Source organism: Corallococcus exiguus, from assembly GCF_009909105.1.
Classification (GTDB): Bacteria; Myxococcota; Myxococcia; order Myxococcales; family Myxococcaceae; genus Corallococcus; species Corallococcus exiguus.
The window spans coordinates 144896-157363 of sequence record NZ_JAAAPK010000003.1 but is presented as its reverse complement, the minus strand read 5'-3'; the positions used below and the strand labels follow the sequence as shown (position 1 = coordinate 157363).

General features: G+C 70.6%; 10 protein-coding genes. 6 read left to right on the top strand and 4 right to left on the bottom strand.

The genetic code is table 11. The annotated features are described in order from the left end of the window. Positions 1-137: 137 nt before the first annotated feature. Genes GTZ93_RS12150 through GTZ93_RS12140 form a run of 3 tightly spaced genes read left to right on the top strand, consistent with a single transcriptional unit; the run spans position 138 to position 2504 of the window. On the top strand, positions 138-1487 hold the full coding sequence (locus GTZ93_RS12150; protein ID WP_139915222.1) for an acetyl-CoA carboxylase biotin carboxylase subunit: 1350 nt from the start codon (positions 138-140) through the stop codon (positions 1485-1487). Between the two features lie 27 nt (positions 1488-1514). Further along, entirely contained in the window at positions 1515-1727 is a 213-nt protein-coding gene (locus GTZ93_RS42725) for a biotin/lipoyl-binding carrier protein (protein WP_014398873.1), read from the top strand. Between the two features lie 12 nt (positions 1728-1739). Beyond that, positions 1740-2504: an enoyl-CoA hydratase/isomerase family protein gene (locus GTZ93_RS12140; protein WP_139915221.1), complete on the top strand. Its 765-nt coding sequence runs from the start codon at positions 1740-1742 to the stop codon at positions 2502-2504. Here the strand turns inward: GTZ93_RS12140 and GTZ93_RS12135 are convergent. After that, the gene (locus GTZ93_RS12135) at positions 2501-3094 is read right to left on the bottom strand and encodes a response regulator (protein WP_014398871.1); all 594 of its coding nucleotides are present in this window, start codon (positions 3092-3094) and stop codon (positions 2501-2503) included. The two genes, GTZ93_RS12140 and GTZ93_RS12135, sit on opposite strands and share 4 nt — an antisense overlap. A 71-nt stretch (positions 3095-3165) precedes the next feature. Next, positions 3166-5043 carry an FHA domain-containing protein gene (locus GTZ93_RS12130; protein ID WP_139915220.1) on the bottom strand — a complete coding sequence of 626 codons (1878 nt, stop codon included), beginning with the start codon at positions 5041-5043 and terminating at the stop codon, positions 3166-3168. Positions 5044-5271: 228 nt separating this feature from the next. Here GTZ93_RS12130 and GTZ93_RS12125 point away from each other — a divergent pair, with 228 nt between their 5' ends. After that, on the top strand, positions 5272-6723 hold the full coding sequence (locus tag GTZ93_RS12125; RefSeq protein ID WP_315967322.1) for a rhomboid family intramembrane serine protease: 1452 nt from the start codon (positions 5272-5274) through the stop codon (positions 6721-6723). A 9-nt stretch (positions 6724-6732) separates the two neighbouring features. Here the strand turns inward: GTZ93_RS12125 and GTZ93_RS12120 are convergent, their stop codons facing one another. Both GTZ93_RS12120 and GTZ93_RS12115 read right to left on the bottom strand, forming a co-directional pair. Continuing rightward, positions 6733-7590 (bottom strand): hypothetical protein, encoded by an 858-nt coding sequence (locus GTZ93_RS12120; protein ID WP_139921521.1) that lies wholly within the window; start codon positions 7588-7590, stop codon positions 6733-6735. Between the two features lie 7 nt (positions 7591-7597). After that, on the bottom strand, positions 7598-8902 hold the full coding sequence (locus GTZ93_RS12115; protein WP_139921523.1) for a hypothetical protein: 1305 nt from the start codon (positions 8900-8902) through the stop codon (positions 7598-7600). A 297-nt stretch (positions 8903-9199) separates the two neighbouring features. On the opposite strand from GTZ93_RS12115, the gene GTZ93_RS12110 reads away from it, so the two are divergent. Further along, complete coding sequence (locus tag GTZ93_RS12110) at positions 9200-11512, top strand: ArnT family glycosyltransferase (RefSeq protein ID WP_139921524.1); 2313 nt, start codon at positions 9200-9202, stop codon at positions 11510-11512. Next, positions 11509-12468 carry an ABC transporter ATP-binding protein gene (locus tag GTZ93_RS12105; protein WP_126934216.1) on the top strand — a complete coding sequence of 320 codons (960 nt, stop codon included), beginning with the start codon at positions 11509-11511 and terminating at the stop codon, positions 12466-12468. Before GTZ93_RS12110 ends, GTZ93_RS12105 begins: the two co-directional genes overlap by 4 nt.

Below are 12468 nucleotides of genomic sequence, written 5' to 3'. Positions count from 1 at the left end.
GGGCAAGGTACGCCAGGGGCTCGCAAGCCCGCAAATTTACGGGACTGTACGGACCTGTTGCGCGACTGCCCGGACGCTTGTCAGTCAAGGGGGTGGGGGTTAGTTTGGCCGCCCTTCGCAACGCCAGGGTGCCTGCCATGTTCCAGAAGCTGCTCATCGCCAACCGGGGTGAAATCGCGCGTCGCATCGGGGCGGTGGCCCGGGGCATGGGCGTGAAGACGGTGGCGGTGCACTCGGACGCGGACGTGAACCTGCCCTTCGTGAGGGAGGCGGACGAGGCCGTGCGCATCGGCCCCGCGCCCGCGAAGGACAGCTACCTGAGCATCCCCGCCATCCTGGAGGCCGCGAAGAAGACGGGCGCCCAGGCGGTGCACCCGGGCTACGGCTTCCTGTCGGAGAACGGCGACTTCGCCCAGGCGTGCGCGGACGCGGGGCTGACCTTCGTGGGCCCGCCGCCGGAGGCCATGGCGCGGATGAAGGACAAGAGCCAGGCGCGCAAGCTGGTGTCCGCCGCGGGCGTGCCGGTGGTTCCGGGCAGCGACGGCGTGCTGCCGGACGTGCAGAGCGCCCTGGAGGCCGCGGAGCGCATTGGCTACCCGGTGCTGTGCAAGGCCGCGAGCGGCGGTGGCGGCATCGGCATGGCGGCGGCGAACAACCCCGCGGAGCTGGAGAAGGTCTACCGCCAGTGCACGGACCGCGCGAAGGCCGCCTTCGGCCGCGAGGGCGTGTACCTGGAGCGCTACTTCCCGGCGCCCCGCCACATCGAGGTCCAGATTCTGGGCGACACCCACGGCCACCTCATCCACGGCCTGGAGCGCGAGTGCTCCATCCAGCGCCGGCACCAGAAGGTGGTGGAGGAGGCCCCGTCGGTGCTGTTCGCCAACGGACGGAACGCGGCGCTGGCGGACACGCTCTTCACGGCGGCCGTGAAGGCGGCGAAGGCGTTCGGCTACGCCAACGCGGGCACGGTGGAGTTCCTGTACTCCGACGGTCAGGTGTACTTCATCGAGATGAACGCCCGGCTCCAGGTGGAGCACCCGGTGACGGAGCTGACCACCGGCCTGGACCTCATCGGCTGGCAGCTGCGCATCGCCGCGGGTGAGAAGCTGACGGTGAAGCAGGAGGACGTGAAGCGCAAAGGGGCGGCGCTGGAGTTCCGCATCTACGCGGAGGATCCGGTGAAGTACTTCCCGTCCCCTGGCCCGCTGAAGGTGTTCCAGCCGCCCACGGGCGAGGGCGTGCGCCTGGACGCCGGCTACGCGGAAGGGGACGTGGTGACGCCGAACTACGACCCGATGATCGCCAAGCTCATCATCACCGGTGCCACGCGCGACGAGGCCATTGCCCGCGCGGTGAAGGCCCTGGAGTCCTTCCGCATCGAAGGCATCAAGACGAACATCCCGCTCCACCTTCGCATCCTGAAGGACCCTGCCTTCAGCGCCGGTGAGCTGGACACGCACTTCCTGGATCATCACGCGAAGCCTTAAGTATTCCCACCCGAGGAGGGACGGTTCATGGCGGACGTTGCGGCGCACATCACGGGCACGGTGTGGAAGATCGAAGTGAAGGTGGGCGACAAGGTGGATGCCGGCACCACGCTCGTCATCCTCGAGTCCATGAAGATGGAGATGCCCGTGGAGGCCGAAGAGGGCGGCACGGTGAAGGAGATCCGCTGCAAGGAAGCGCAAGCGGTCAACGAGGGTGACGTCCTCGTGGTGCTCGAGTAGCCACGGGCTTCGATGGAGCCCACGCTGGAGGTGGAGGATCGCGAGGGCGGTGTCCGGGTGCTCACCGTCTCCAACCCGTCGCGGCGCAACGCGCTGAATGACGCGTTGCTGGCCCGGCTGGACGCGGCGCTGGATCCGGCCGCCCACGTGCGCGCGCTGCTGGTGCGCGGCCAGGGCGGGCACTTCTGCGCGGGCTACGACTTGACGCACCTGGGGCCGCCGGGCGCGGACGGGCGGCTACCGGATGACCCGCTGGTGGCGTGCCTGCTGAAGCTGGAGCGGCACCCGTCGCCGTCGGTGGCGCTGGTGCAGGGCGGCGCGGTGGGCGCGGGCTTCGACCTGGCGGCCTCCTGCGACTTCCGCGTGGGCGCTTCCGACGCGTTCTTCCTCATGCCTCCGGCCCGGCTGGGCATCGTGTACTCGCCGGAGGGGCTGGCGCGGGCGGTGCGGCTGGTGGGGCTTTCACGCGCCAAGCAGCTGTTCCTCACCGCGCGCCGGCTGCCGGCGGCGGAGGCGCTCGCGTGGGGCCTGTTGGATGAGTGCCCCGAGGACGCGGAAGCGCGCGCGCTGGCGCTGTGCGCGACGCTGGCCACGGGGGCGCCGAAGGCGGTGTCGGGGATGAAGGAGGCGTTCGGGCTGCTGGCGCGCTCCGGGCTGTCCCCGGAGGACGTCGCGCACCTGCGTCAGGTGCGCGGCGAGGCGTTTGGCAGCGAGGACGCGAAGGAGGGGCGCGCGGCCTTCTTGGAGAAGCGCGCGCCCCGTTTCACCGGCCGCTAGGTGTCGCCGAACAGCTCGCCCATGCGCAGCTGCAGCGCGGAGGCGATCTTGTAGAGCGACGAGATGGACGCGGAGGACTCCGCGCGTTCAATCTGGGACAGCAGGGACACGGACAGGCCGGTGCGGCGGGCCAGCTGCTTGAGCGTGAGCTCTTGCGTCTTGCGCGCGTCGCGGATGGTGCGGCCGATGGCGCGGTGCAGGTCCGCTTCCGGGTCCTGGGACAGGCCCTTCTTCTGCAACGCGTTGCGCACGGCGGCCGTGAACTGCTCCGGCTCCATGGGCTTCTTCACGTAGTCGGACGCCTGCGCCTTGAGCGACGCGACGGCCGTGTCCACGGTGGGGTACGCCGTGGCGACGATGACCGCGATGTCCGTGTCGTACTTGCGGATCAGCTCCAGTACTTCGGTGCCGGACATCTGCGGCATCATCATGTCGAGGATGACGAGGTGGAAGTCCGAGCCACGGAGGATGTCCACCGTCTGCGTGGGGTCCGTGGTGGTGACGACCTCGTAGCCTTCACGGGTCAGCACGAGCTTGAGGTAGTCGCAGTTGTCCTGCTCGTCATCAACTACCAGGATGCGAATCTGCACAGCGTCTCCTCGCTGCAGGGTTGAGGGAATTGCTGCGGGGGGGGCTACTCGCCATTGTTGGCGGCGGGGGGTTATTGAGCCTGGGAAGCGGCTTGGACCTTGCTCAGGGCTTTGATCACCAGGTCGCGCTTGGGATAGCCGTCGGACGTGAGCAAGAGGAATTCCTTGTAAGCCTGCTCACTCGCTTTGTAGTCCTTGAGCGTGGCTTGCACCACGCCCAGCATGAGGTGGCACTCGGGAACCTTGGGCGCGAGCGACGCGCAGTCCTGGGCGATCGCCAGGGCTTCGTTGGGGTTCTCCCGGGTCATGACGCGGACAGCGTCCTGGATCTCGCCAAGCTTCTCGCCACGGAGGTCCGCCGACTTCATGTTCTGCTTCTGCATGTAGGCGGACGTCAGTTGCGGAGGCTTCTTGGATGAAGCGCTGGCGGCTTCGGTGTCCTGCGGCGGCGGCGCCTGGGCCTCGAGCCGCTGCTTCACGCCCTCGTAGCGTGAGGCGAAGACCGTCTCCGCAGGGACCTTGGCGAAGCTGGCGGCCGCCTCCTTGAACTTGCTGGCGTCCAGGGCATCCTGCGCGGCCTTGAGGTTCTTGTCGGCCGCGGTCTCCATGGCCAGCAGGTTCTCACGCGCTGTCTGCGCCTTGAGGGCCTGCGGGCCTCGGGCGGTTTCTCCCAGGCTCTTCAGGATGGCGGCCGCGACCTCGAAGTCGGCTCTCTTGAGCGCGGTGGCGAAGTCCTCTTCCGTCACCTTCTGTGCCGGAGGTTCCGGTGGCGGCTTCACCGACTCCGGAGTCTTCGGCACGTCCGGGGCCTTCGTGTCCGGCGTCGCGGGCGGGTTCGCGGCCACGGTCTCCGGGGGCTTCGTGTCCGGGGGCTTCGCCTGCGGTGGCGGCTCCGGGATGGGCTGCGGATCCGCGACGACCACGGGAGGCGTGTCGTCCGGCGGCTTGGGCAGCAGGTCCTGGCCCTTCACCACGAAGATCGCCGCGCCCGCGCCAATGGACAGGAACGCGATGACCGCGGCGACCCACATCTTCTTGGAGCCGGAGCGGCCCTGCGCGGCGATGTCGTCTTCCAGCGAGCCGGGCCCCACGAAGCGCAGCTTCACGTGGCCCATCTCGATGATGTCACCGTGGGAGAGCGTCGCCTGCGCGTAGCTCTCGCCGTTGACCGTCATCCCGTTGGCCGACTGCATGTCGATGACGCGCCACTCGCCGGTCTCCTCGCGCACGACCTTCGCGTGCGTGCGGGACAGCGAGCGGTGGTCCAGGGCCACGTCGTTCTCCGACGTGCGACCGATCCGCAGCTCCGTGCGGTTGCAGTCGTACTCCTGACCCTTGAACTCGGCGGGGGCGAGCACCATCAGCCGGGGCTGCTCGTCCTCGGGCACGCGCTCCACGCGCCGGGGCCGGTCCGCCTCCATCTGGTCCATGCGGATGATGGACGTGGCGTTGCGGCGCGCATCCGCGGACACGGGCGTGTGCTCGTGCTCGTCCTCGGAGTCCTCCTCCGCCTCGTCCTCACCATCCACCATGGTGTCGCGGGGACGGGGTCCTCCGGCGACCTCGTCGTCGTCCTCCTCCTCGGGCTCCGGCTCTGGCCGGCGGGAGGCGGGCACCTTGGCGGTGATGGCGCCAGTGGGGGCGGCAGCGTTGGCCGCGCCCTCGACCTGCAAGGCCAGATCGTAGTCGCCGATCTGGATGAGGTCGCCCTCCTTGAGAGGGAGCTGGCCTGCGACGCGTTCTCCGTTGATCCGGGTGCCGTTGTAGCTCCCCAGGTCTTCGAGCACGACGTGCCCATTGAGGCGCACGAGTCGGGCGTGTCGACGTGACACGTTCCGCTCGGTCAGGCGGATGGTGTTCCCCTCCTGACGTCCAATGGTGATTTCGTCGCGCACGAAGGGAACAACGGTCTTGCGCCCCTCGTCGTCTTCGATGATGAGCTTCAGCACGGGTCCGGTCCGAGTACAGCTATAGCAGAATGCCCTTTGCCGAGACAAGCCATGTATCCCCCGAGAACAACAGGGTTTTTCGCCCATCCCAGGGGCAGGGAGGCACTGTTGTCCATCGGTCGATTGGCCGGAAAGGGTGGGGAGGGCAGGATACCGGGGCTCACGATAGCGCTGATCGCGGCGCAGGCCATTCTGTACACCATGGTGGCGTCCGGAGGCCCACCCGGAGTGGATGCGTTGATCCACTGGGGGGCCAAGTCCGGCCCCCTGGTGACGGACGCGGGGCAGGGCTGGCGGCTTTTGACGGCCAACCTCCTGCACCGGGACGCCCTGCACCTGGGCCTCAACCTGCTGGTGTTCGCGGGGGTGGGCACGGCGGTGGAGCGCTCGTGCCGGTGGTGGGACTACGTGGCGCTGCTCGTCGTGTCCGGGCTGGCGACGATGGCGGGCTCGCTCTGGTGGTCTCCGACGGTGAGCGTGGGCGCTTCCGGATGGGTGTTCGGGTGCGTGGGGGCGCTGCTGGTGCTGGGGCGGCGCGCTCGGACCGGGGCCAAGGGGGCTCGCATGGGGTGGTTCTCCGGGGAGAACGCGCTGCCCACGGTGCTCGTCTTCCTGTGGCTCGGCTGGACGAGCGTGGGCGTGGACAACGCGGGGCACATGGGCGGGCTGATGGCGGGGCTGCTCGTGGGCGTCCTCCTGCGCTCGCGGACGTGGGGGCCGGGAGGCTTCCGGGCGATGGCGCTGGTGGGGCTCGCGGGGCTGGGCGCGGCAGTGGTGGTGACGGAGCGGTCGCGGTGGCGGGTGGAGCACGACGATGGCTTCGGGGTGTCGGTGTTGCTGCCGGACGGCTGGCGCCGCGAGGAGGACGGCCAGGAGCGGAGGGCCTTCTCCAATGGCCTGAAGGGCCTGGGGCGGGCCACGCTCACGGCGGAAGTCATCGAGGCGGGTGAGCCCGGGGATGGCTCGGCGCAGGCCCAGCACTTCCTGGATGCGTCGCTGGTGCCGGGGCGGGCGGGACCGGAGGGGCACACGGTGTCCGCGGGCGTGGTCGAGCCCGCGTCGCTGGGCGGCCGACCCGCGCAGAGGATCCGCGCGGAGCTGGATGGGGTGGGGGGACGAACGCACCTGGTGGCGTGGTTCGTGCCCCGCGGAGAGTGGGTGTACCGGCTCGTCTTCACCTGGCCACAGGCCTATCCGGCATACGCGCGGGTGGCGGAGCGGATGACGGCGGACGTGCGCTTCGAGGAACCCGCGAGCCTGCGGGTCGCCAGGGCCCGGGCGTTGCTGGTGCCGGGCGTGGCGGGGCCGCTGCGGGAGCTGGGGCATGCGCTGCGGCGGTGGGGACTGCCGGCGGATGCGGTGGAGCCCCTGGCGTCGGCGGTACGGCTGGCGCCGACCCAGGTGGACACGCGCGTGGAGTTGGCCCGCGCGTATTTCGAGTCCGGGCAGGTGGAGGCGGGCTGTCACTCGGCGGCGGAGGCCCGGGTGTACGGCCCTTCCGACACGGGCGCGCTGGAGGCGGGCGTGCGCTGCGCGCTGGCGCAGGGGGATACGGCAGAGGCCCTGCTGCGCCTGGAAGAGGCCCGCCGCGTGGACCCTCGGGATGCACGCCTGCGCGCGGCCGAGGGGGCCTTGAAGGCGGCGGTCGAGGCACCGGGGCCGGCTCCCCAGAGGCGGTGACGCGGAAGTTCAGCGCTCGCCGAACGGGCGCACCGCGAGCCCCGCGCCCAGCATCCCCTCGTCGCGCCGGTAGAGGCCCGCGTCGTTCCGCACGCCCGTGGCCGTGAGCCGCGCGAACACCGGCGCGTCGTTGACCGCGAGGAGCACGTGCTCCAGCACGACCTCTCCCCGCGCCCGGAAGTGGGAGCCGCCGTCGAAGTCGAAGCTCCAGCCGGCGAGCCCCGTCGCGCGCAGGGCCCACCTGCCATCCCGCGTCTCCCATCCCGCGTCGAGCAGCAGGGACGTGAAGGGGGACACTTCGTTGCGCGTGCCCTCCGGTGAATGTCGCAGCGCATGGCTCGCGGCGGGGCCCACGGCCAGCCAGCCCCACTCCGTGTTCGTGCGGAGCGGATCCAGCAGCAGTCCCACGCGTCCCGTCTCCAGCGTCCAGCCCGGGCCCTCCCAGACGCGCCGCTCCAGGTGCGCCGCGCGCAGGGCGAGGGCCACGTCGAACGGGAAGGGGATGTGCCGGGGCCGGCCGATGGTGACGAGCAGGGAGCCTTCCTCCACGTGCCTGCGCAGCAGGCCGTCGTACGCGGTGAAGGTCAGCCCCTTCTGCTCGCCGCTCCACGCCTCCGTCATGAGCAGCCGGTGCGAATTGATCCACAGCGAGTCCGCCTTGCTGTCGCTCGAGCGCACCGTGCGGACGAGCAACCCCGTGCGCACGGCGATGGCCTCCGCGTCGTCCTGCACGCGCAGCGCGGTGCCCAGTACCCAGCCGGTGCCGGGGTCGAAGCAGGTGGGGAACGTCTCCCCGGCCGCCGTCTGGCCCTGACAGGACAGGCCGGGCGTGGTGCCCAGGAGCAATGCCAGCGCGAGCGCCACCATCCCGGACCTAGCCCTTTCCAGGAGAGGACGTGGGCGCGGACCTTCTGGCCGGGGCCCACATCGAGAAGCGCAGGCCTGCCTGCGCGGACCACTCCCAGCCCGCTGGCGCGTTCGCCAGGTCGTCGCGCCACGTCCCGCGTCCATCCAGCGTCACGCTCACGGGCTGGTCGTTGATGGCCAGGGCGATGACCTCATAGCTCGCGCGCAGCCGCAGTCGCTCCGGACGCAGGGGCCGGCCCTCCACGGCTTGTGCGAGGAGCACCTTCTGGGCCTCGGCGCCGAAGCGCACGTGGTGGAAGCCGTCCCGGTCCAGGGTGAGGTCCCCCTCCAGCGCCGCCGCGGGAACGAGCGTGAAGAAGCCGTTCGTCCGGTCGCGCTCCAGGGCGGGACCGGCCCGCAGGCGCACGTAGGACACGAGGTCGCTCGAGTGCCACAGGTCCAGCGTCACGTCTGTCGCGGCCACGGTGAGGAAGTCCGCGTGCACGTTCTCGCGGCGCACCTGTTCGCCGTGGAGCACCTCCATCCAGAAGCCCAGGTTGGCGTAGATGTCGAAGCGCCGGGGGCGGCCGTAGAAGGTGGTCACCCGGAAGAGCGGCGCGTCATTCTGGCTGCGGAAGTCGTAGCGCAGGAGCGTGGCCTCGTAGGAGGGCGCGTCCCCCAGGTACAGCTCCGTCTCCAGCAGCGTCATCCGGTGCAGCCGGTCCGAGTCCCCCGGCCACTCCAGGTCCACGCCGAAGTCCACCCGCACGCGTTCCTCCAGGCGGTCCGTCTCGCGCATCCAGCGCGGCGCCCAGGCCCCGCCCACGTAGACGCGCCGGTGCAGGTCGAAGTTGTACTGGAGCACCCGCCCGCGCTCGTCGCGGTACCAGCCCGGCGGCGCCTCCGCGATGGCGGGCACCAGGCGGTACTGGCGCACCGTCTCCGTGGGCATCAGGTTCGGCACGCACCAGTCCACCCGCTGCAGGGGCTGGTCCTTCTCGTGGCCCTCCGAGTCCAGCTCATAGGCGGGCGACACCAGGCACTCCTTCTTCACGTCGTCGCAGTGGGCGCGCCATGCTCCAGAAGGAACGTCGGGCGTGGGCGGCAGGGCGAGGCACCGCACCTGCCCGTCGTAGGGCTGCTGGGGAGACGATGCGTTCGGGACGGCCATCTGGAAGTCCCACGGCTCCGGCTCCGCGGGAGGCTCCGGCGTCGCGGCCGGCGCTGCTTCCACTGGCGTTCCGACCGGAGCTTGCGGAGCCTCCGGTGCTTCCGGCGCCTCCACCTGCCCCAGCAGGAGGGCGCATCCCAGGGTCACCGCTGAAACCAGCATCACTGCTCCTCGTCGAAGTTGAGCGGCCCTTCGCGTTCCGGCCACGCGGTCAGGCTTGGTGATGGGGGGCCCTTACAAGGCCCGTGCCCCTGGCCGGAGCACGGCCTTTCGCGGACTTGCCCGTGCGGCTGTGCAGGCGCCTGCACAGCCCCTGTGCACGCGGAAGCGCGTGCGCTGGCGCGAGAACGACGCACCCCCTTCCAGGTCGGTCGACCGGCGGGGGTGGCGGGGATATAAGCCCCCCGGCCCCATGGGGTTCACGGTGGCCCGTCCCGGACGACGAAGGAGCACGCGCGCGTGGCAAGCGACGTCGAAAAGAACTCGCAGGGGGATTCCACCTTCACCCAGGCCATCCTCGGTGATGACACCCTGACGTCTTCATGGGGGCGGCGGTGGCTGGCCCTGTCCTTCAGCGCGCGCGTGGTCCTGGCGACCGCGGGCTTCGCGGCGCTGCTCTTCGTGCCCTACCTGGGCGCGGTCGGCCTGTGGGACCCCTGGGAGACGCACTACGGCGAAGTGGGCCGGCAGATGATCCAGCGCGCCGACTACGTCTATCCCTTCTGGGAGAACGCGTGGTTCTTCTCCAAGCCGCCGCTCACCATGTGGATGCAGGCGCTGGGGATGAACATCGTCGGCGCGCTCCGGGGCGACGGCGCCATGGGCCTCTACACGGAGTGGGGCATGCGCATGCCCTTCGCACTCCTGAGCATCACCGCCGTGGCGCTCCTGTCGCTGGCGGTGGCGCGCACCGTGAACATGCGCGCGGGTCTGGCCACGGGCTTCGTGCTGGCTACCATGCCGCTGTACTTCCTGCTCACCCGGCAGACGGTCACCGACACGCCCTTCGTCACGACCTTCGTGTGCGCCATGGCCTGCGCCATCATCGGGCAGCTGGATGACACCACGAAGCACCGCGCTGGCTGGTGGTACGCGTTCTACGTCTTCGCGGGCCTGGCCACGCTGGCCAAGGGCCTGCTGGGCGTGGGCCTGCCCGCGGTCATCCTGGTGCTGTACGCGGCCGCTGGCGTCATCCCGTGGACCCGCGAGAGCCTGGAGGCGCACCTGCGCTGGCTCACCAGCGGCGAGGTCCGCGCCCAGGTGCGCGCGGGCACGCGGACCATGCCCGTGCTGTGGGCGCAGATGTACCGGATGAAGCTGGGCACGGGCATCCTCGTGTTCGCGGCGGTGGCGGTGCCCTGGTACCTGACGCTCGTGCTCTTCGACGGCGTGGACGACGAGGGCAAGCTGTTCTGGTACCGCTTCTTCATCCACGACCACCTGAACCGCCTCACCGCGGGCGTGCACACCACCACGCCGGGCGGGTCGTTCACCTACTTCATCGAACAGGGCGGCTTCGCCATCTTCCCGTGGGTGGCGCTGCTGCCCGGCGCGTTCGCCGTCGTGTCGCGCCTCAAACTGCGCTCGCGGGACAAGGCGGACCACCTGGCGCTCATCGCCGTGCTGTGGGTGGCGTTCGCGTTCTACCTGCTGGCCTCCAGCGCGACGAAGTTCCACCACTACGTGTTCCCGGTGCTGCCAGGCCTGGCCATCCTCATCTCGCTGTTCGTGGACCGGCTGTGGAAGGACGGCGTCTCCGAGCACGCCGTGAGCCTCATCTTCGGCCTGATCCTCTTCATCCTGGTGGGCAAGGACCTGGCGGAGAACCCCAAGGACTTCACCGACCTGTTTGTCTACAACTACGACCGGCCCTATCCGCAGGACCTGGTCACCAAGCCCATCGCGTTCTTCTCCTCGCGCCCGCTGTGGATGGGCGATCTGGTGACGCTGGTGCTGCTGGCCTTCGGCGTGTACCTGGCCTTCGACGCGTTCTCCTCCAAGGCGAAGCTGGAGCGTCCGGCCGCGGCGCGCGCGGTGGCGCTGGGCCTGCTGCTCACCGGCGGGGCCACGCTGGCGGCGGTGGCCACGCAGGGGCAGGTGTCCGCGATGGGGCTGTGGGGCGTGGCGCTGGTGGCGCTCGCGGGCTTCCTCATCTGGCAGGCGTCACGGCCGGAGGAGGCGCCGGGGCGCACGGTGCTCCAGGCGGTGGGCTTCGGCCTGGCGCTGGTGGGCGTGGCGCTGGCGGTGCGCGGCTTCAAGGGCCCGCCCGCGTCGGACGCGCTGTTCAAGGCCCTGTCCGGCACCATCAACGTGAAGGTGGGCATGGGCTTCGCGTTCGGCGTGGCCGGCGTGCTGGCGGCGGTGGCCGCGCTGCAGCGCTCGCGCGTGCTGCTGTTCAGCACCTTCTGGGGCCTGGCCGCGGCGTTCGCGCTCTGGTTCAACTGGGGCCACTGGGTGGACCTGTCCCACCACTGGACGCAGCGCGACCTGTTCTGGCGCTACTACGACCAGCGCAAGGCGGGCGAGCCCATCGCCGCGTACATGATGAACTGGCGCGGTGAGACGTTCTACTCGCGCAACACGGTGGAGCAGTTCCGCGCCAACGACGCCAACACGCGCATGCGCCAGTACGCGGCGCGGCCCGGCCGCGAGTGGGCGCTGGTGGAGCACAACCGCGTGAACCTGCTGCGCACCGCGGTGGGCTCCGACAAGACCGTCACCCTCGTCGACCGCGACATCAACAACAAGTTCGTCCTGGTGACCATCGAGTGAGCATCCTCGTCCCGCCCCCGCTCGCGGAGGCCCCCGCGAAGGGAGGCCTGCGCGTCCGCGGTCTGGCGAAGCGCTTCGGCGAGCGCACCGCCGTGGAGGACCTCACCTTCGACGTGCGGCCCGGCGAGGTGTTCGGCCTGCTGGGCCCCAACGGCGCGGGCAAGACGACGACGGTGCGCATGCTGACGGGGCTGCTCAGGCCCTCCAGCGGCGACGCGGAGGTGTGGGGCCACTCCGTCACGCGCGACGGCGAGTCGCTGCGCAAGGTGGTGGGCCTGCTCACCGAACAGCCCGGGCTCTACGACCGGCTCACCGCCCGGGAGAACCTGCGCTTCTTCATGAAGCTGCATGAGCTGGACGAGTCCGTCGCGTGGCCCCGGGCGAAGCACTACCTGGATCGCTTCGGGCTGGGCGGCCGCGAGGACGACCCGTGCGGCGGCTTCAGCAAGGGCATGCGCCAGAAGCTGGCCATCGTGCGCACGCTGGTGCACGACCCGCGCGTCATCTTCCTGGATGAGCCCACCAGCGGCCTGGACCCGGAGTCCGCGCGCACCGTGCGCGACGCGGTGGCGGAGCTGGCCTCCGAGGGGCGCACCATCGTGCTGTGCTCGCACAACCTGGCGGAGGTGGAGCGGCTGTGCGAGCGCGTGGCCGTGGTGCGCCGCCGCCTGCTGGCGCTGGGCCCGGTGCGTGAGATGCGCCGCGCGGGCCAGTCGCTGGACGTGCGCGTGGAGGGCGACGCGCAGGGCTTCGTCACCGCGCTGGCGGCGCTGCCCTTCCGGCCCAACGTGCTGGTGGAGGGCGGCCGCCTGCGGGTGATGCTGGCGGATGAAGCCCAGGCGCCGGACGTGGTGGCGTGCCTGGTGCGTGCGGGGGCTCGCGTGCACAGCGTGGTGCCCGCGCAGCGGCCGTTGGAAGAGGTGTACCTGGACCTGCTGCGGGAAGAGGGGACGTGA